Raw genomic sequence first — 20926 nt, 5'->3', positions numbered from 1 at the left:
CTTCTTTTAATATTAGCTGATTCTAAATCAGATCACAAAATGTAAAAAACAATGATTAATAAAGCAAAAAAAGCGCTGATAAGATAACAATAACTATTTCACCACACCATATAATCATTAATTTAGGCGTTGGTTTATTACCAATTAAATAAGCATATGCTCTACCTAATGCATAGCCCAAATTAGTTATTAAAATAATCCATAAAAAATGCTCAATTAAATATGTATAATAAATCGAAATTAAGCCTAATATGCCAATGATAGTATTAATACCACCATAAGCTGCTTGAAACTCGTTCAATGCATTACTTGTTTTAGAAAATCTAATATTAAAAAATGCAAATGCTTTTTCTATTGAAACTAAAGATACAAGACCAAAAATAATATAAATAATTGCCATTACTGCTACATAAATTATCATAATCAAATTCCTTAATGATTTCCTCTATTAACTATAGATAAAATCTTAGTAGAGTAATGCTAAAAATATTCATTAGTTACCCTCTATTCGCTACATAGCCTCTGGTTTCTGATATTTTTTCAAACTCAAAATAAGGTAGCATTTGTTGTGCCCATTTAGCAGCTATTTGACTTGATTGAGCTGCAAACTGCACTTCTTTAAAAATACTAATCGTAATGATATGTGGTAGATTATTTATTGTTTTTTCACCAACTATCACAGAGTAATCAACAAAGCCTTCGGCTGATCTAATCTCAGGTAAAAAAGTTTTATCAACTTTTTCTTTCATTACTTCTACTGTACCTTTAATTAATTTATACTGACGAATCGACACATACATTAACTTTAAACCTTAGACTTTATTATTTAGTTGCTATGATCTTAAATTAATTTGAACACTGCTACCAATGCAATATTATATTTTTCATATCATCATATAAACCTTACCTAACATTATCTATACTAAAAATATTTAAAATAGAGTTAAAAGGATAGTTTGGCATGAAGCCCCAACTGATTAAACATCTGCTTTTGATCATTATCGGAGTTTGTTTAGGAGTCGGTATAACGCTACTATATACAAGCCATTCTATTGTAAAAAATAAAAGTAATATGGCTCATGAAAACAAACCTCTTTATTGGGTTGCGCCAATGGATCCAAACTACAAACGAGATAACCCTGGAAAATCACCTATGGGCATGGATCTTGTACCTGTTTATAAAGAAGATCATAAAAGTAATGGTGTCTATATTGCACCAAATATGATTCATAATATCGGCGTAAAAATCGAACCTGTTGACTATCATAATTTAACGAAAACAATTAACACCTTAGGCATTGTTAAAGAAAATGATAACAATATTGAGCATATCCACACTTATGAAGATGGCTGGATAAGACAATTAAATATTAATGAAATCGGTGCTTATGTTAATAAGGGAGAATTAATTGCAAAAATATACTCACCTAAACTAATTGAAGCTGAACAAGAATTAGTCTTAGCCATAAAAGAGCAAACAACCTCTAATCAACTATCTAAAAATAACCCCTATATTGATCAAACAAACTATGTTGATTCAGCAATCTCTAAACTAGAATCACTAGGTATTTCTCAACAGCAAATACAACGAATTATTAAAAATAAAAAGGCTGATACCTTAGTTGATATTTATGCACCCATCTCTGGTGTAATATCTGAACTCGATGCCAAAGAAGGTATGTATATTACACCTGATAAGAATTTAATGACCATAGTTAACTTAAATACAGTTTGGCTATCGATAGAGGTTTTCCCCAATCAAATTAGTGAGGTTAAAATAGGTGATAAAGTCATTGGTAAAGTCAATGGCATTGAAAACATGAGCTTTTCTGGCAAGATTGATTTTATCTCACCAACGATTGATCCAACCACAAGAACTTTTAGTGCTCGAGCAACTTTAGCCAATAATGAAAAGCTATTAAAACCTAATTTATATATGGATGTAACCATTGAATCCAAAATGATTAAACATAGTTTGGCTGTACCAAAATCTGCTGTTATACGCCTAAAGAATATCGACTATGTAATCGTTGCAGATAAAAATAATCATTTTTCTGCCCAAGAAATTAAAATCGGCCTAACTACGAATGATTATTATCAGATTTTAGCTGGTCTACAATCAGGTGATGCTATCGTTACCTCAGCTCAGTTTTTAATTGATTCAGAGTCAGATATCCAAACAAGTTTAAAAAGGCTTATGACCTCCACAAATGATGATAAAGCTAATTCACTATCACATAGCCATCACAGGAGCCATTAAGTAATGATTAAACAAACCATTTATTGGTCTATTAAAAATAGATTACTCATTATACTGATAACCATTGCACTTATCATTGGTGGAATCTATGCCATTCATACAACACCGATCGATGCAATACCTGATTTATCTGATGTACAAGTGATTGTTAAAACCACCTATCCAGGCCAAGCCCCTCAAGTGATCGAAGATCAAGTCACTTATCCATTATCTACTGCATTGTTAGCAACACCAGGTGCAGTCAGTGTTCGAGGCTATTCATTTTTTGGTGACTCTTATATCTATATTATTTTTAAAGAAGGAACTGATCCTTATTGGGCGCGTTCACGTGTATTAGAAACATTAAGCCAAAGTGCATCCGACTTACCAAAAAACGCCAAAAGCTCACTTGGACCTGATGCAACAGGTGTTGGATGGATTTATCAATATGCATTAATTGATCCAACACATCAATATGATTTATCCCAATTAACTAGCTTACAAAATTGGTTTTTAAAATATGAACTACAAGCAGTTGATGGTGTTTCAGAAGTTGCAACTGTTGGTGGTATGGTTAAACAATATCAAATCACATTACATCCAAATGCAATACGCGCTTATAATTTAACCTTAGCTAAAATTAAACAAGCAATTCTTGATGCTAACTCTGAAGTCGGTGGCTCTGTCATTGAAATGGCAGAAGCTGAATATATGGTTAGAACCAACGGTTATATCAAAAGCATTAAAAGTATCGAGAATATTCCCATTGGTGTGATGCAAAATGGTACAGCCGTTTTATTAAAGAATATTGCAACAATTAACACAGGCCCTGAAATGCGTCGTGGTGTTGCTGACTTAAATGGTCAAGGTGATAGTGTCGGTGGTATTATTGTGATGCGAGATGGCGCAAATGCACTTAAAACCATTGCGCTTGTAAAAAAGACATTAAATATATTAGAAAAAAGCTTACCAGCAGGTGTAAAAATTGTTGAGACTTATGATCGCTCAACTCTAATTAATAATGCTATTGATACTTTAAATGATAAACTCATCGAAGAATTAATTATTGTTTTAATTGTCTGTTTAATCTTTTTATTTCACATCCGCTCTTCTTTAGTCATTCTCATCAGTTTACCTGTCGGTATTTTATGTGCCTTAATTATTATGCGTATTCAAGGCATTAACGCGAATATTATGTCTTTAGGTGGTATTGCTATTGCCATTGGTGCTATGGTTGATGCAGCTATTGTAATGATTGAAAATGTTCATAAGCATTTTGAAAAAAATACCATTACCAATGAAAATCGATGGCAAATTATTGCCAAAGCAACAAGCGAAGTAGGACCACCAATTTTCTTCTCTTTATTAATTATTACCCTAAGCTTCTTACCTGTATTTGCATTACAAGCACAAGAAGGTAAATTATTCTCACCTTTGGCATCTACCAAAACCTATGCAATGGCTGCAACAGCTGGTTTATCGATTACTTTAGTGCCTGTATTAATGGGCTATTTAATCCGTGGCAAAATTATTAAAGAAGATAAAAACCCAATTAATCGCATTTTAATTACACTCTATCGACCTATTTTAAATCTGGTACTTAAATTCCCTAAAATCACAATTGTACTTTGTATTCTTATCGTTTTAATCAGCTTATACCCATTAAAGCATACAGGGTATGAATTTATGCCAGATATGAATGAGGGAGATCTCATGTATATGCCAACTCTCTTACCTGGTGTGTCGATTGGTAAAGCACAACAAGTACTCCAACAAACTAATAAGCTTATTAAAAGCATTCCAGAGGTTAAAACTGTTTTTGGTAAAATTGGTCGCGCACAAACAGCAACAGATCCAGCACCGTTAACTATGATAGAGACTATCATACAATTTAAACCACAGTCTCAGTGGCGAAAAGGGATGACATTTGAAAAAATCAAACAACAATTAGATAAAACGGTTCAAATTCCAGGTGTTACCAATGCTTGGGTAATGCCCATTCGTACTAGAATTGATATGCTAGCAACCGGTATTAAAACACCCATTGGAATTAAAATATCTGGATCAGATTTATCTGAAATTCAAACCATAGGCCAATCAATTGCAACTACTTTAAACACACTACCCAATACATTATCTACCTATGCTGATCGCTCTGAAGGCGGTCGCTATATCAATATTGATATTCATCGCAAAAAGGCTGCCAATTTTGGCTTATCAATTAAAGATATACAGTCTGTTATATCACTTGCAGTCGGTGGTATGAATATCAGCGAAAGTATTGAAGGCTTAGAGCGCTACCCCATTAACTTAAGATACCCCCAATATGATAGAAATTCCTTAGAAAAACTTAAATCCTTGCCCATGGTAACACCAACAGGTGCGCATATTCCATTATCAGATGTTGCAACCATCTATATTGATGATGGGCCAGCTGTCATTAAAAGTGAAAATGGTCGTTTAACGGGCTGGGTTTTAGTTGATATTAAAGGAGATATTGGCAGCTACATCACCCATGCTCAATCATTACTCAATAAAGATTTAATCTTACCTACAGGTTATTCAATCAGTTTCTCAGGGCAATATGAATACATGCAACGGGCAAACCAACAATTATTAAAAGTCATTCCAATTACTTTAGGCATTATTTTAGTCTTACTTTATTTTAGTTTTAGAAAAATCACTGAAGTTTTCATTATTATTTTAACCTTACCGCTTGCAATTATCGGTGGCATCTGGCTTATTTATTGGCTTAATTATAATTTATCAGTTGCAGTTGGCGTTGGTTTTATTGCTTTAGCAGGTGTTGCCGTAGAAATTGGCGTTTTAATGTTAATTTATATGAACCAGTCACTTAACACATTATTAGGTCACAACAAATCACCTACTAAAAAAGAAATTAAACAAGCTGTTATTGATGGTTCACTACTAAGAATCAGACCGGTTATGATGACAGTCTCTGCAATCATTGCTGGTTTAATTCCGATTATGTATGCATCTGGCACAGGCGCTGAAGTGATGCAAAAAATTGCAACACCAATGGTTGGAGGCATGATTAGTGCAACTGTATTGGCATTACTACTTTTACCCTGTATCTTTCTATTAAAATCGTATCATTATGCAAAATAATTAGTTTAGATAAAGTACTTAAAATATGAATACTCTTTAAAGCGGATTTAAATTATGAACAATAGCACACATCCTACAAGAACAATTAGTAATAATAAGTTTGTCATCATGACATCTTTAGGCAGTGCGCTTGAATTTTATGATTTTATTATTTTTGTTTATTTAGCCAATGTTATTGCACCTTTATTTTTTCCAGCTACGAATCATATTAATTCGCTATTAGCCACATTTGGCGTTTTTAGTGTTGGTTATCTTGCACGACCAATTGGTGGTATTATTTTCAGTCATTTTGGTGATTTATATGGACGCAAAAAAATCTTTTACTTAACCATTATGTTAATGGCTATTCCCTCATTACTAATTGCCTTTTTACCTACCTATACAAGCATTGGCATACTAGCACCGATTATGCTTATTATATTACGTATCATCCAAGGTCTTGCAATTGGTGGTGAAACACCGGGGATGATTACCTATGTATTTGAGCTTGTTAATGCCAAACATCGTGGTCGTTATATCTCCTTTTTATTTGCAGCCAGTGCATTATCCACCTTTATTGCCCAAGGTATTATCATATTACTGCATTTTTTACTTTCCAATGATGTATTTAACCAGTGGGGCTGGCGCATACCTTTTATCTTTGGTTCACTTTTAGGAATTGTTGGCGGTTATCTGCGCAAGAATTTAATTGAATCAAAAGCTTTTATTAAGACTGAATATAAAATTAAATTTGCAAATATACCCTTAATTCACTTATTACAACATCATGCTTTTCAAATCATTAAAGGCATTATCATGATCGCTTTTATTTCTGTGACAATGTTATTACTTTTTGTTTATATGCCAATTTATCTAACAAACTTTAGAACTTATATGATTAGTTCCATGCATATTCAAATGATGATTGCTTTAAGTTTACTTATTTTTGCATGTTTTATTATCATTTTTGGTTTTTATTCGGATGTCATAGGACGTAAATATTTACTCATTACAGGTATTTTACTTATGGCAATAACACTCTATCCCTTATATGTTATTTTATTAACACAATCGATAGGCTATGTCCTTATTGCAATGCTTATTTTAAGTTTATTCTTTGCCATTATTATTGCTTGTTATGGTACTTTTTTAGCTGAAATGTTCCCAACAAACATTCGATTTAGTGCCATTGCAATTATTTATAATATTGGCTTTTCCTTTTTTGGTGGCACAGCACCACTATTAAGCACTTATCTTATTAAAATTACAAATAACCCAATGATATTATCAATCTATATGATTATACTTGCTATATTAAGTTTAATTAGTGTTATTTTAATTAAACTTAATAAGCAAAATTAAGCAATTAAATTGACTAACCTGTTATTTAAATAGACTCTAGCCTATTTGATATAAAAATAAAATTTAGGAAGAACAAACATGCAACAATTAAAATCATATTGCGCAAATCTACAGCTTATCTACGTATCAGATATTAATCGATCGACTGAATTTTATAAAAAAATATTTAATATAGAACCTGTTTTTACAAGTCCTAGATACGTTGCATTTTCTGCTGGTAGAGAAGCATTATTTGCACTTTGGTCAGGCGGCACAACACCTGATCCTTCAACGCCTAGATTTTCAGAAATTGGCATTATGTTATCTTCCAATGAAGCAGTAGATCATCTTTTTCTACAATGGAAAAGTGACCCTGATATTAAAATTATACAAAACCCTATAACTGAAGTATTTGGTCGAACATTTCTAGTTAAAGATCCAGATGGAAATATAATTCGCGTATGCCCTTTAGATTAAATATATGTAAGTTACTTTATTTTATTTATCTTCTTTTGAAGTTGGTACACTTGTCTTTTAATTATCTTTATCTTTTAATTTATCTAGCTTTTCTTGTGCCTTTTCATTGCCTTGTTTTGCAGCCTCAATGGGTATGTAAAGATCAAATAAAGCACGGTAATAAATACTTACCAGTTATGTAATTATTTGTAAACTCACACTTGTTATACATAATCGGGTAATGAAATGGCATTCGCTGCCGTTCTGATTTTTTCCAAAATATCACTTGAGCGTTGCTCAATTACCTCTGTTGAAACTTCATCTTCTGTCAGAAAACACTCTCCCATCCAAGGGGCTATGTTTTGATTAGCATCAACAAATGGGCGCATTATTTTATTATAACGACTAAAGGCCATAGCATAATCACCTTCTGCAGATTTTAGCTCACCTGCTAAAATATAAGCCCCGACAAGAGATATATTAATACCCATACCAGATAATGGCGAAGCACAATAGCCAGCATCACCCAATAGTGCGATGCGACCTTTAGTCCATGAGTCCATTTTTATCTGAGCCATAACGTCAAAATAGAAATCATCACTGTCATTCATAAGATCGATTATCTTATTCGACTCCCACCCCATATCGTAGAACAAGTCTCTAAGACACTCTTTTTGTTCTCTTTCATTAGTTACACCACTTAGTACTTTCTTGGATCGAAACGCAACGCATGTAAATGCTCTATCGGGGTCTTTATCGCTATTCATGCTGATTGATTTTTGATCTTTTGTGAATATAACTTGAGCTCTATTGATATCTAAATAATTAGGTATACTAAAAACGCTGATGTAATAGCCTAGATTAAAAAACTGATATTCTTCGTCTGAAAAGGTCATCTTTCTAGTTGATGAGTGTAATCCATCGGCTGCCATCACCAAATCATAGTGCTCAATATGACCATTCTTAAAAGTTACTTCGACAAACTGCTCTTTTTGTATAAGGCTTGTTATTTCTTGATCAAAATAGCAAGGCACATCAGGGATGGCTTCTAATAAAATACTAACTAAGTCACCACGAACAATTTCGACTTCATCGCCTTCTTTAAAACTTCCTTCTTCATTGTATTCCTCTGATAGCGTTTGACCATCAGCACTCACATAACGTGTTGATAGTAGCGATGTGCGTTTTGCACGTATACTGTCATATATATCCATTTTTTTGACAATATCTATTGCAATACCACGAATATCTATGTCGTATCCACCCGTTCTTAATTGTTTACTTCTTTCTATTAGAGTTGGGTTAAAACCATACTTTTTTAGCCAATAGCAAATCGCAGGCCCGGCTATGCCAGCACCTATAACGAGTATTTTGTGGTTGTGACTCATACTTAGCCTTTAATAGATAATTACAATAATGGTTTGAATATACACAAAATATCCCTTTTTAGAAAGGATATCTTGTATTCAAACAAAAAAACTAAAATGGCGGAAGATACAAAGCTCAATTATTTAAAATTCTTTTGTTTGAATACAATAAATTAAGTTAGAATAGCTATCTTATTTACTATTATTTGAGACTAGAGGTTCTAAGCATTGTTGAATGAAAATAATGATCTATGTGATCAAGTATTAATTCTATTACGTAAAATTATACGATCAGTCGATCAAAGGTCTCGTGATTTAATTAAAAAATATGGCTTAACAGTACCACAATTATTAATTTTAAAATTTATTTGCCAAAGTAAAGAAAAGCTAACTGCCAGTGATATTGCTAAATTAATTACCTTATCTCCAGCTACCATTACACCAATTATTGACCGACTAGAAAAAAGGAATCTCTTAGAACGTGTTCGCCTAGACAAAGATAAACGTAAAGTATTCATCATACCAACAGATAGTGGTCGCGACTTATTCAACCAATCACCAACACTGATGCATGAACAGTTTATTTCAAAATTTGATAATCTAAAAAAGTGGGAACAACTTATGATTCTATCTTCTTTAGAAAGAGTCGCTACTTTAATTGATTTAAATGAAAATGAAAACTTCTCACCATTGCTTTACTCTGATGAACTAAATTAAGCTGCCTTAAGCATTTCTGTATTTAAATTCTGTAAGCGTCTAACTTCTAACTTTTTGTGTGGTATTAAAATGGCGACTGCCAACCCCACAAAAGCAATCATAAAAAATAAAATATACAAACTAGATGCAGGACTAAAGAAGCCTGTTAGCCCAGTAGCAATCATTGGCGAAAATCCAGCAATTGAAGTTCCTATTCCAAAACCAATTGAACAACCAGATGCTCTGATATATCTTGGAAAAATTTCACTATATAGAGGGGTTGCTGCACCTTGTATTAAAGCAGTAATTACAGCAAATCCAATACTGGCAAGTATAATTGAAGCATAGCTGACTGGTTGTAATAGAGAGATTAAAGGTGCCTCCACTAATAAAGTGATCAAAAATGCAATAATTAGAAAACGTTTTCTACCGAATATATCCGAGACAATACCAAAGACTGGAACCAACAAGCATAATAATACAATACTAATAACATTAACACCTAACGCTTGGCTTAAACTCAAATTTAGATAATCGGTCATATAGGTAATCATATAAGTTAGTACCAAGTAGTACAAAAATGAAGTTACTGTCGATAATAGGATAATGTAGAATAAACATCTTGGATAAAGTTCAATTAATTTTGAAAGTGGTTTAGATGGTTCTACCGTAGCTGAGTCTGTTTGCATTGTTTGTTGTTCCACAGATTCATTATCATGATTATTTCTTAATTTTAATTGCGTAAATAATAATAATAGACTCAATGCAAATGGCAAACGCCATGCAATATTATGCCAACTCTCTGGCGTTAAGGTCATAACCAAATAACTAACACCTGCCGCGATTAAAAAACCAATAACTGATGATGAGTAGGCAATCCCAGCACTAAAACCTGTATATCTAGTTTGACTATCTTCTGATGTAATCGTTAATAAATTTCCAAACTGTCCGCCTGCTGATATGCCTTGTATTATTCTAATTAGAACTAATAAAATAGGCGCTAAAATACCTATCGTATTATAGCCTGGTAAAATAGCCATTAAGGTTGTAGGGATTGCCATTAATAGAATAGATAAATTCATAGCATAATAGCGCCCCCTTTTATCTCCTAATGCACCAAAAACAATAGCACCTAAAGGCCGTGCAAGAAAACCTATACCAAAAGCTGCAAACGTTGCTAATAAGGCTATAAAATGATTGTCTGACGGGAAGAATTCAACAGCAATTACTGCGGCAAAATATCCATAGAGTGAAAAGTCATACCATTCGATAATATTCCCTAAAGAATTTCTTAGTGAACGAAATATATTATTTTTCATTTTTCTGATATTTAATATCCTTTATTGACAATACAATAGCTATACTACTAAATTTCAGATATATTATCAACCAACTGTACAAGATACAATCAATTATAATCCATGTAATTTAATTTGTGTACGAATATTTTTTAATGCAAATACTATTAAAGGCAATGAAATTAAGAACGCTAGAATCCTACTATTCGTGAATATTTTTATACTCTTTGACAGATATCAGTATTTGTTTATTTTTATCCCAAAGAATATATTTTAAAGAGTATAGTATTTCATTTAAGTGAATTTTCTTTACCTCTTGAAAATAACTAGCATGATCATTATGGCATTTAGCTAACTGATAATTAGGAATACTTGCAGATAAGTGATGTATATGGTGATAAGCAATATCAGCTGTAATCCAATTTAATATAGGCGGAAATATAAGAAAACTAGAGCCTTCTAACGCTCCTTTATAATAATCCCAATTCTCTTTATCTGATGCATAGGCATGTTCAAAATTATGTTGTACTGTAAACAAAAGAATACCCATCCCACCACCTATTGAAGCGCTCGCAATATATAGTACAAAAAAATGGTATGCTCCAAAATAAATAGAAAGAATAATCCAAATTGAAATTAACAAGATATTATTCAGTGATTGATGCTTATACTCATTCAGATTTCTCCAAGAGCGTGATGGAAACTGTTTAAGTAAAGCTTGTACACTAAGCGTATTATTCTTCTTTGCTTTATATTTAGTTACATACACTAGCATTAAAATAGAATCTTTAATCCAGTTATAGCGTGGATTAAAAATAAGATAGATAAAACCTCCAATTGGAAACAGTAAGGGATTACGTAAAAAAATATATTTGATACGCTTAGAATAACTTAGTTCTGTAAATTCATCTGTTGTTATTATATTTAATGGTCCACGATAACTATCCCAATCACCATTTGTTTTATGATGAAAGGCATGATTAGCTGACCAAACATATTGTGGCATACCCGTAATAACGCCAAAGATAAAGCCGAATATATTGTTAAGACGCTTTGATTTAAATAAGCTGTTGTGGCCACAGTCATGCATCAATACAAAACATCTAAGCAATAATGTAGAACTTAAAATGAGACAAATAAATAACACTAAAATAGAAACATTATAAAACGTAAAATAAATCGCCCAGAGAAGAAATAAAGGCAAAAGTGTATTAATTACTTGTCTACTTGCAATATAATTAGATTTTTGGGTATAAGGCCTTATTAGACCTTTCCAGCAACTAGCATTGATTACTTTCATTTTGATATCCAAAAGAAATATAAATTAATATATTTTGGTTTAGGCTTACTTAAAATAAAAATTTACGATCTACTTTTTGTTATATTAACAATAAGTTATCAATATAAAATCTAGGATTATTCACTAGTTGGCTCCTTAAGTTTCTATTAATAAATGCCTAATCATGTCTTACTTTTGGCATTCTAGAATTTAGAAGTTAACCATTGAAACAAACTAGGAAAATCCCATCATAAGATATTTAGTTGGTAAATGATAGCAATTTTGCACCTATATATTAACACTTTCTGTAGATTAAAGACGTCTTTGATGTAATTTTAAGAAAATGATGATACACTATCTCCGCTTTATTAGTTTCTCAAAATATATAGGTTATTCTCTATTTATCTTAGATCCAAGTTCAGCATTATTTGTAACTTAAATAAAGGCTTTTAAAGTTTTAAAGATAGATGAGCATGCTGGTATCTTAAAATAAGTAATCACTAGAATATTCAAATTTTAACTTTAATGCCATTAGCAGCTAATGAACTTTACCAAGTAACGTTCATACCCTAAAGCAGCAATAAAACTAGGAGTTTTCATAAATATGAGTAAAAAAAACTTTGAAGAAATTTTACGCAGTACATTCTTTAAAAATAAGCCTATGTCAAAAGAATTATATGAATTTGAGCTAAAAGAGCATATTGAAGATACAATCGAAGAGATGAATGATGATAAAGATGATTTTGTCTATGCAATAACAACAAATAATAGTGATGTTGCTATGTTTTTAGTTGATAATAAAGGTGGTATTTATATTAATGAAAAAGCCATATTTAGATTAAAAAAATTATGGGGAAAAAAATACAAACCAAACATTAATAAATTAATGTCTTTCTACTCTTCTGAGCTAGCTAATGGTACATTTCCCATTCATGGCGTCAAACTTAATCGCAACTAAATTATATCTTAATCTAAAAATGTGTGCTAGGATGTGCGAGCTTTGTTTATTTTTTTATCTAAAATTTAGAACTTCTATTTTTTCAAATTTATACACAACGCAAATTAAGTAAATTAAACAATTAAAGAGAATATACAATAATGAATACATATACAGGAATCGTTAAATTTTTCAACGATCAAAAAGGCTTTGGTTTTATCAAACGTAATGATGGCAAAAAAGATATTTTTGTTCATGTTAGAGGCATCAATGGTGCTGATACTTTATCTGAAGAGCAGCACGTCGAGTTTCAGATACAAGAAACACCTAAAGGCGACCAAGCAGTTAATGTTACTGCAATCTAAAATAGGAGTTAGTAATCTCTAATTTGAGTTACTACTTCCCTTTATCTAAATAAAAAGAGAATTATTTGTTTTAAATAAAATTTAAATTTTGAATTAAACATCTATAAAATTCCATAATAGTAAGTCTTGCTAACAATAATTTTTAATAGATCAAAATTAGCAAATCTTTAGATTGAAACTTAATTTAATCACCACTTAAACCATTTCGTTTTTTTAACCATATTACAGCTAAAATTTTAAGACGTTATGATCACTCATATTCTTTAATGGCTATTTATGGACTCATCCTTTTAGAATAAAAAAGCGAAACGAAATCAATTTTTTTGTAACGCAGAATAAGCTTTCGGCGGGTGAATCACCCCCACCAAGTTTTGGGTTGAAAGTACCTTTTTAACCTAATGCTTTAATTCCATTTTGCTTAACTATATTCAGTAATTTTAAAATAGCACCTTTAGCATGGCGACTACCTTGCTCTAAGCTTCTAACCATACCTGCACTTATATTAAGATACTTTGCAAATACAGCTTGGCTTACTTTTTCTCTTTCTCTTAAAGCCTTAATTTCATCACCAGTAAATTCATATAGATCTGGTAATGCATGATCTGACAGATCACGTAATGTTTTTTTATCAATCATGCCACTATCATAAAGATCATTGGCAAACTCATTTATTGTATTTCTAGCACTCATGATTTTATCTAAAAGATAATTACTATGCTACTATGTAGTATATAATTGAAAATACAAAACTTCAATTTATCTCTAGTCATCTTGGGCATTAATAACGCTCAAATCCTTACCAATAGAGATTTAGCTCCAATGGAGCAAAACTAATTTAGTACTCCAAAAATTTAGGGAGTCATTATTAACTTTCTGAAAATTAAATTTAATTTCAGCATTATTGTAGCTATTATATTGCTATTAGCTACATATTAAGTATACTTATAAACAAAGTAACCTATAATAAATTTTGATGACTACATCTATGCCGTACCCTATGTTGAAGATAAACAGCATATTTTTTTGAAAACCATTTTTCCAACAAGAAAACTTACAAAACAAAAGTTAAAGAGGTGAAATAAAATGACTAAACAAAAAAAAGATATATTTAAACCTCTTGATCAAGAGGAAAAAGAGTTAATAGATTTGCTTGAGCAAGGCGAATACCATGTAACTAAAAATAAAGATGAAGAAATTAAAAAATTACAATCTGCTGCACTTAGTCATAAAAAGCAGACTGCATCAGTAAACTTTAAAGCTTATGCAGATGATGTACTTCTATTGAAAAAAATTGCAGAACTAGAAGGCTTAGATTATCAACCATTTCTAAGATCACTTGTACATAAGTATGTTACAGGGCAACTGCTTGATACTAGTTCATTAGGTGATAAAGTATTAATCATTAGAGGAAAGCCTGATAAGGCAGTTAGTCGCTTTATTGAAGAAGGGGGTAATGTCACTTTAAAAACACTGTCTTCTAACTAATTTTGGAATGATTTGAGACTTTAAAAAACACTAAAATGGCGGAGGAAGAGGGATTCCAATTGAATTATAACTATATAATTTATAATCAATTTATATTTTAATAATTTTTTGTTACCCCATAGTTACCCCACATTAATTTTTTTGCTTATTCTAAAATAAATTATTAATGCATAGCAATATTTGTCGCCTGCTCTATAAAAAAATGCTTCAGACTATTAATAAAATCTGTATTATAAAAATTTTTATTATAAACGATCTCAACTTCAAAAAAATTCACTGCATGCTGATAAATAACTAGTGTGATATCCATTTCATCGAGAGAATAATATCTATTTTCTAACTTAATTATTTCAGCTTTAAGTTGAGATAATTTTTTATTTTGAGATGCAAAGTTCTGAAAAACAATATTAAACTGAGGAGTTAAAATATTTTTATTATGTAAAAAACGTTTACAGCTTGGAACTTCATTCATCGAAAGTAATTGATTTGACAAAGCTACATTAACTTTAGACTGTATATATATCAACTTTTCAGTTAAATTAGTTTGTTCTTCAATTTCACTAATATCAATTAGTATTCTCTGCGAAAATAAACCCATCATAGATTGAGTATTATTTGACTCTCTTCCTGAGGTCGTTGTGCCAATTAGTAATGTAGAATTATTTTTATCTGATTTATTAAAGTAGATAAATAAACCGTAAATATAAACAAATACACTATACAAAGAAATGTTTACTGCTTTTGCTACTTTATTTAAACCATTTCCTAATGATTTATCAATTTCAAACCAACAGTTTGATTTATAATTTTTATAAAAGTTATCTGATTTAGGTTTTGTTTTTACACAAATTAATGAATTAATATTTTTAATACAATTTTTAATATAATCTAGATTTTCATAGTAATAATCTTGAGATACTTGCTGAATATACGCTAAATATGATAATTCTTTCCTAGGAATACCTTGCTTTGTATTATCCAAATAAGTATCTAATAACTCATCAATGAAATGTCCTAATGAAATACCATCAAAAATTAAGTGATGGATGACCATAACAAAATATATATGATTATTCTGTAATGATCTTAATAAATGAAACTGGCCAAAACCATTTTTATATGGATAAAAATTATAATGTATCAATTGATCAATATAAGCCAAAATATCAACTGTCACTTCTTGTACGAGAAGTGCTTCTGAGAATAATGTATACCCTTTAACTAAATTTTCATTATTATATGTTTGTTTCATTGAAAGTTTAAAAATATCATGTCGGTTTACTATTAAATTAATGCTATGAGATAATTTACTTAGATCGATTTTATCATTAAACCGTATAACCAATGATAAATTATTAGCAATTGGGTTTTGACCATTTTTAATATCTTCAATAATCCTTTTTTGCTGATAAGATATCTTACTTCTACGAATTTGTTCGTTAATACCGCCGCCAGATGATATTAAGTTTTTATTTATTTGCCTTTTTATCCATGTATCAAGTAAAAATATAGTTGGGTTCTGAACCAAATCTCTAAAAAATATTTCAACTTTAAATAATTTAGCTAATTTAGATAATACCCTAACTAAATTAAGCGAGCTAATCCCAATTTGCAAAATATTATCAGTAATTGAAACTGGATAGTCACAATATTCTTGTAATACTGTAATTATCTGTTTTTGAATACTATCAACTTTAGCAGATCGAAGAGCTTTAGATTTTTTATTAGTATTTAGCTTAGGTTTGGATAAGGATTTAATATCTATTTTACCATTTGCAGTTAATGGAAATTTCGATACTTGAACGTAGAAAACTGGGATCATATAATCTAGCAATAAACTCTGGCAATGAGTAATAATTAGATTTGGATCAATTTTTTCTTTTGATTTATAGTAACAGCATAGTTGGTTTTGATCATTAATATTAACTTTAACAACTAAACATTGTTCAATAGCTAACTTCGATGCCATAATCGCCGATTCAATTTCTTTAGGCTCGATTCTGTAGCCATTAATGCTAATTTGATGGTCTGAACGACCCTCAAAATATAAATTATCAGAAAAGTAGTATGTGATATCTCCAGTATCATATAACCTACCATAACGGGTATTAATAAATTTTTCTTTTGTTTCTTTCACTCGGTTTAAGTAGCCTAACGCCAGTGTATCTCCACCTATATACAAATTTCCTCTCATCCCATATGGCATTAAATCTTTATACTTATTGAGTATATAACACTGTACATTCTGAATTGGTTTACCTATTGAAGGGAAATCCTCTAGTAAGGTTTCAGTCGTTTCAATACCAAAACTTGTAACTACATGCGTTTCAGTTGGACCATAATGATTATATAATTTAGGAGAAGCATGTCGAAATGCATTTTTAAGCATAGTTCTAATAGCATCTGAAATTTTCAATTGCTCACCAGCACAAATAATATACTTTAAATTATAAAGACCATAATTAATTGCCTTATTATTTATGCTCTCTTCAGCAAGTAACTGTAATATAGCTGGCGGAATAAAAGTGACTTCAACTTTTTCAGTATCAAATAAACTCCATATCTTATTTGGATTTAATTTTGTATCCTTATCACATAATATTAATTTACCTCCAGAAGCCAAAGCATAAGAAATTTCTTGTAAACTAACATCAAATGATAATGATGCGATTTGTGTGACAATTGGAAACTCTAAATCATGTAATTGCTTTTTTTGAAAATCTATCAAGTTTACTAATGTTCTATGTGTTTGTATTACTGCTTTAGGCTTTCCTGTTGTCCCTGATGTATATAGAATATATGCTGGCTTACTGATTATATCTTTGTTAAATTTAATGCTTTCTAAATACTTTATCCCTGATAAATTTTTATTAGATATTAATGCTGATTTTTCATTTTTTAAATCTCTAAGAATTAATGTACCTTTTTCATCATACTCAACTAAAAATCTAACATCTGAATCATCTAAAATATAAGACATTCGTATCTTTGGTATATCAACAGCAAGTGGTAAATAAATATTGTTACTCATAAAACTAGCTAGTAAACAAGCAATTTGATCAAATGATTTATTAAGCTTTATTGCAACGACTTCCTGTACGCTTGAAGATAACATTTCTGATATCCTATATGCATAAGAGAGTAATTGAGTATAGGTGTATTCATAGCCGTTAATATCTTTAATTGCTATTCTGTTGAATACGCTTTCATCGACTTTCAAAATACTTTCAATAATATTGCTATGAGATAATGATGTAATACTAGTTATGCGCTTATATTTTTTTAATACTTCATTTGATGATAAAGAAATTGAGTTAATTAATTCATTTGGTTTTAGAAGAACCTGATCAATTAAACCCATATAACCACTAAATATCTGATCTATCAAACTTTCTGAATATGTTTCTGAACTATACTCGATTTCAATATGAAGCTCATTTAAATCAGATTTATTAATCATAAATGATAAAGGGTATTTATACTCTGGTTGACTGATATGATGGCGTTTCCCTGAACTTTTTAGAAATGACACCTCTTTATGGAACACATCATCATATGAAAAATAAACATCAAAAATATTATTCGAGCGCGCATGATCAATTTTTATGCCATTCTTTTTCATTAAAGAAGCTATTGATTCATCTAAATTCTGGTTAATTAACTTAATTATTTTTAATACTCTTTTAGAAAACGTTAATATATTTAAATGTTCTCTGGCATTTACAATAAGTGGTAATGCGCCAACATAGCAATTTATTGCATCATCGACATAAAGTCCTCTATGGCTGAATGGAACTGCAATATTTACAATGTCCTGGCTTGTCAGTCTGGATATTAAAATAGCAAAAACAGAAAAATAAAAACTAAATTCAGTTATATCTTCTGGTAAAATTTCCTTAACCTTTAAATGCTTGTGTTTTTCAATATGAAACCATTTAGTTTTTCCAAGATTACTTACTATTTGATTTTTGTCCCCTAAAACTAATGTTTTTTGATAACCAAGTAAATAATATCGCCAAAATCTATCATAAGAATGCTTTCTATATTTGAAGGAGCGAGATGTTTCAATAAACCCTCTCTTAGGCCTCTCATCTTTATAACATTTATTATGATACTTAGTCATTTCATTGATAAAAAGTGTTGTTGAATAACCATCAACGACAACATGATCAAATAAATTAACAACATATGTTTTATCTTCAGTAGGAATAATATAACATTTAAATAGAAAACCTTTTTTGCTAATAGGTTCCGCTGTTAATTCCAATAAATACGCATCAATTTTATTAGAGTTAACCATATCCTTTATTTCAATCTGTGACTCTACATTATTATTTCTAAATGAAAAAACATAATCATTTTCAACAGTATGAATCGTTGATAGTAAGATTGGATATTTATAACAAATATAGCTAATAAATTGAGTATAAATTTTACTATCAAAATATTCATCAAACTCAAAAGCATAAACCAAATTATATGCGGCAGAATCTGGAAATAACTGCTGGAAGTTGTAAATTGATTGTTGTGGTGGGCTTAATCTAAGATGATTAGTAGTTTGAACGGTTCTTAAGTTATCTTGTATAGACTCTTTTTGATTAAGTAAATAACGATCAACTATTTTACTAATGTTAGCTAGAGTAGGTACACTAAAATCACTAAGCTTAATATTAATAGCTAGTCTTTGAGATAATTTTGCTAATAATAAAGTTAGCTTTAAAGAATTAATACCATAACGAAATAGACTCACATCATACCCGGGTGTTATGTTAAACTCACTTTCAATGAGGTTAAATATTAATTGATCAGTTGCACTAAAATCTTGAAAATTATCATCCAGTAGCGTTATTTCAGTTTTTTTAGAAAGGCTTGCTGTACGCTTGCGATCAATTTTACCACTGCCTGTATAAATAAACTCCTTAACACGATAAATTTTACTTGGCATCATCTCAACTAAAAGAAAGTTTTCCATATATTGATAGATTGATTCTATCTTCTTTCTGCTAAAGTTACCTTCTAGCATTAGATATACTTCAAGAGCTTTTAAAGAATCATTATAATAACAAATTGCCCTACTAACATGCTCAGAAGATGAAATGATATTTTCAACTTCTAGTAAATTTACTTTTACACCGTTTACCTTTATCTCATCATTTATTCTACCCGAAATATGTAATAAACCACTTGAATCGATAAAACCTAAGTCACCTGTATAATATCCTTGCTTATGTTTGCTATTTAACACTTTTGGTAAGTTCTTAAATGCTAGCTGTTTAGAGATATACCCTTCACTTTTATAAGGTGTTACAATGACTACTTCACCAGTTTGATTAACATCACATATATTCTTTTTACTATCTAGAATATAAACTTCTGTTTCAGGTATACCTTGACCAACTGGAATATCTCTATTTTCAATAATATTTGTAAAACGATAGTAAAATTTTGCCAACACAGTCTCTGAAGGACCGTACAAATTAACATATTCAGCATTATGAAAAATCTTTTTACGTGATTTTACTATTAACTCTTCAGATAGCTTTTCTCCTGCAAAAAATATGTATTTCAATTCAGGCATATTAACTGAGCTATTAAGTTGAGATAACCATATATCAAATAAAGTAGGAACACAGTGAAAAAATGTAACTTTTTTTAAAGACATTTCTTCTATAATTTTGACATCAGTAATTGCTAATTGTGCATTGGGAAATACAACAGATGCTCCACTAATTAATGGCGTAAAAACTGATCTTAAAATTACATCAAATGAAATTTTTGTTATTTGGTAACAACTATCTTCTTCTGAAAGCTGAAACTCATCTTTTTGCCAGTTTAAAAAATGCGCAAGACCCAAATGTTTTGCTAAGATTCCTTTGGGTTTACCGGTACTACCTGATGTAAAAAATATATACGCATTATCATTTAAATCATATTCAAAAACATGCTTAGCGTGATCTGCTTTATGATGCTTTAAATTAGATAATAGCTTTAAATCATTTACCCTTATTACATCATGTTTTGTAAGTAAACAATGATCATTTTCAACTATAAACTTCACATTTGCTTCACTTACCATAACTTCTTTTCTTTCTTGAGGAAGTGAAGTATCGATTAAACAAATAACTCCCCTAGCTTTCCAAACTGCAAATATAATAAATACAATCCAAGGCTCATTCATGCCATGAATAGCCACTACATCACCTTTTTGTAAGCCTCTATTTATTAAACTTTCAGCAAATTTAGCCGATTGATAATCTAATTCAGCATAAGAAAAAGATGATTCATCTATTAATAGTGCAGGTGCTGACGGTTGTTTTTGCACATTAATTTTAAAGTGCTCAATGACATGTAACAT

The 20926-nt window shown here is 30.4% G+C and carries 15 protein-coding genes; 8 read left to right on the top strand and 7 right to left on the bottom strand.

The features are described from left to right. Positions 1–55: 55 nt before the first annotated feature. Positions 56–421 (bottom strand): hypothetical protein, encoded by a 366-nt coding sequence (locus KFE69_00625; protein UTW42684.1) that lies wholly within the window; start codon positions 419–421, stop codon positions 56–58. A 76-nt stretch (positions 422–497) separates the two neighbouring features. Next, positions 498–800 (bottom strand): hypothetical protein, encoded by a 303-nt coding sequence (locus KFE69_00620; GenBank protein UTW42683.1) that lies wholly within the window; start codon positions 798–800, stop codon positions 498–500. 161 nt (positions 801–961) lie between these two features. On the opposite strand from KFE69_00620, the gene KFE69_00615 reads away from it, so the two are divergent. From KFE69_00615 to KFE69_00600, 4 genes are all read left to right on the top strand, one after another. Next, positions 962–2260 (top strand): efflux RND transporter periplasmic adaptor subunit, encoded by a 1299-nt coding sequence (locus KFE69_00615; GenBank protein ID UTW42682.1) that lies wholly within the window; start codon positions 962–964, stop codon positions 2258–2260. Between the two features lie 3 nt (positions 2261–2263). After that, on the top strand, positions 2264–5368 hold the full coding sequence (locus KFE69_00610; protein ID UTW42681.1) for an efflux RND transporter permease subunit: 3105 nt from the start codon (positions 2264–2266) through the stop codon (positions 5366–5368). A gap of 54 nt (positions 5369–5422) precedes the next feature. Continuing rightward, a complete protein-coding gene (locus tag KFE69_00605) occupies positions 5423–6709 on the top strand; it encodes an MFS transporter (protein UTW42680.1) in 1287 nt (428 codons plus the stop codon). A 78-nt stretch (positions 6710–6787) separates the two neighbouring features. Next, entirely contained in the window at positions 6788–7165 is a 378-nt protein-coding gene (locus KFE69_00600) for a VOC family protein (protein ID UTW42679.1), read from the top strand. A gap of 203 nt (positions 7166–7368) precedes the next feature. Here the strand turns inward: KFE69_00600 and KFE69_00595 are convergent, their stop codons facing one another. After that, positions 7369–8532 carry a tetracycline destructase gene (locus KFE69_00595; GenBank protein ID UTW42678.1) on the bottom strand — a complete coding sequence of 388 codons (1164 nt, stop codon included), beginning with the start codon at positions 8530–8532 and terminating at the stop codon, positions 7369–7371. 210 nt (positions 8533–8742) lie between these two features. Here KFE69_00595 and KFE69_00590 point away from each other — a divergent pair, with 210 nt between their 5' ends. Then, positions 8743–9228, top strand: a complete 486-nt coding sequence (locus tag KFE69_00590; GenBank protein UTW42677.1) for a MarR family transcriptional regulator — start codon at positions 8743–8745, stop codon at positions 9226–9228. Here KFE69_00590 and KFE69_00585 read toward each other — a convergent pair. After that, positions 9225–10526, bottom strand: a complete 1302-nt coding sequence (locus KFE69_00585; protein ID UTW42676.1) for an MFS transporter — start codon at positions 10524–10526, stop codon at positions 9225–9227. The genes KFE69_00590 and KFE69_00585 overlap by 4 nt on opposite strands. Positions 10527–10707: 181 nt before the next feature. Continuing rightward, entirely contained in the window at positions 10708–11805 is a 1098-nt protein-coding gene (locus KFE69_00580; GenBank protein UTW42675.1) for a fatty acid desaturase, read from the bottom strand. A gap of 583 nt (positions 11806–12388) precedes the next feature. Between KFE69_00580 and KFE69_00575 the strand changes: the two genes are divergently transcribed. Next, positions 12389–12742: a hypothetical protein gene (locus KFE69_00575; protein UTW42674.1), complete on the top strand. Its 354-nt coding sequence runs from the start codon at positions 12389–12391 to the stop codon at positions 12740–12742. A 140-nt stretch (positions 12743–12882) separates the two neighbouring features. Beyond that, entirely contained in the window at positions 12883–13086 is a 204-nt protein-coding gene (locus tag KFE69_00570; protein ID UTW42673.1) for a cold shock domain-containing protein, read from the top strand. Between the two features lie 390 nt (positions 13087–13476). On the opposite strand, the gene KFE69_00565 is transcribed toward KFE69_00570, so the two are convergent. Next, positions 13477–13776: a helix-turn-helix domain-containing protein gene (locus KFE69_00565; protein ID UTW42672.1), complete on the bottom strand. Its 300-nt coding sequence runs from the start codon at positions 13774–13776 to the stop codon at positions 13477–13479. A gap of 393 nt (positions 13777–14169) precedes the next feature. Between KFE69_00565 and KFE69_00560 the strand changes: the two genes are divergently transcribed. Continuing rightward, on the top strand, positions 14170–14571 hold the full coding sequence (locus tag KFE69_00560) for a hypothetical protein (GenBank protein UTW42671.1): 402 nt from the start codon (positions 14170–14172) through the stop codon (positions 14569–14571). A gap of 163 nt (positions 14572–14734) precedes the next feature. Here KFE69_00560 and KFE69_00555 read toward each other — a convergent pair whose 3' ends face one another. Continuing rightward, a complete protein-coding gene (locus KFE69_00555; GenBank protein ID UTW42670.1) occupies positions 14735–20926 on the bottom strand; it encodes an AMP-binding protein in 6192 nt (2063 codons plus the stop codon).

This window comes from bacterium SCSIO 12844, assembly GCA_024397935.1.
Classification (GTDB): Bacteria; Pseudomonadota; Gammaproteobacteria; order Francisellales; family Francisellaceae; genus M0027.
The sequence above is the reverse complement of the archived record's forward strand: the minus strand, read 5'-3'. Positions and strand labels throughout refer to the sequence as shown.

Excerpts from the sequence above, each read along its gene's own strand:
- KFE69_00625 (UTW42684.1), bottom strand. The coding sequence starts at position 421 with ATGATAATTTATGTAGCAGTAATGGCAATTATTTATATTATTTTTGGT.
- KFE69_00620 (UTW42683.1), bottom strand. The coding sequence starts at position 800 with ATGTATGTGTCGATTCGTCAGTATAAATTAATTAAAGGTACAGTAGAA.
- KFE69_00615 (UTW42682.1), top strand. The coding sequence starts at position 962 with ATGAAGCCCCAACTGATTAAACATCTGCTTTTGATCATTATCGGAGTT.
- KFE69_00610 (UTW42681.1), top strand. The coding sequence starts at position 2,264 with ATGATTAAACAAACCATTTATTGGTCTATTAAAAATAGATTACTCATT.
- KFE69_00605 (UTW42680.1), top strand. The coding sequence starts at position 5,423 with ATGAACAATAGCACACATCCTACAAGAACAATTAGTAATAATAAGTTT.
- KFE69_00600 (UTW42679.1), top strand. The coding sequence starts at position 6,788 with ATGCAACAATTAAAATCATATTGCGCAAATCTACAGCTTATCTACGTA.
- KFE69_00595 (UTW42678.1), bottom strand. The coding sequence starts at position 8,532 with ATGAGTCACAACCACAAAATACTCGTTATAGGTGCTGGCATAGCCGGG.
- KFE69_00585 (UTW42676.1), bottom strand. The coding sequence starts at position 10,526 with ATGAAAAATAATATATTTCGTTCACTAAGAAATTCTTTAGGGAATATT.
- KFE69_00580 (UTW42675.1), bottom strand. The coding sequence starts at position 11,805 with ATGAAAGTAATCAATGCTAGTTGCTGGAAAGGTCTAATAAGGCCTTAT.
- KFE69_00575 (UTW42674.1), top strand. The coding sequence starts at position 12,389 with ATGAGTAAAAAAAACTTTGAAGAAATTTTACGCAGTACATTCTTTAAA.
- KFE69_00570 (UTW42673.1), top strand. The coding sequence starts at position 12,883 with ATGAATACATATACAGGAATCGTTAAATTTTTCAACGATCAAAAAGGC.
- KFE69_00565 (UTW42672.1), bottom strand. The coding sequence starts at position 13,776 with ATGAGTGCTAGAAATACAATAAATGAGTTTGCCAATGATCTTTATGAT.
- KFE69_00560 (UTW42671.1), top strand. The coding sequence starts at position 14,170 with ATGACTAAACAAAAAAAAGATATATTTAAACCTCTTGATCAAGAGGAA.
- KFE69_00555 (UTW42670.1), bottom strand. The coding sequence starts at position 20,926 with ATGTTACATGTCATTGAGCACTTTAAAATTAATGTGCAAAAACAACCG.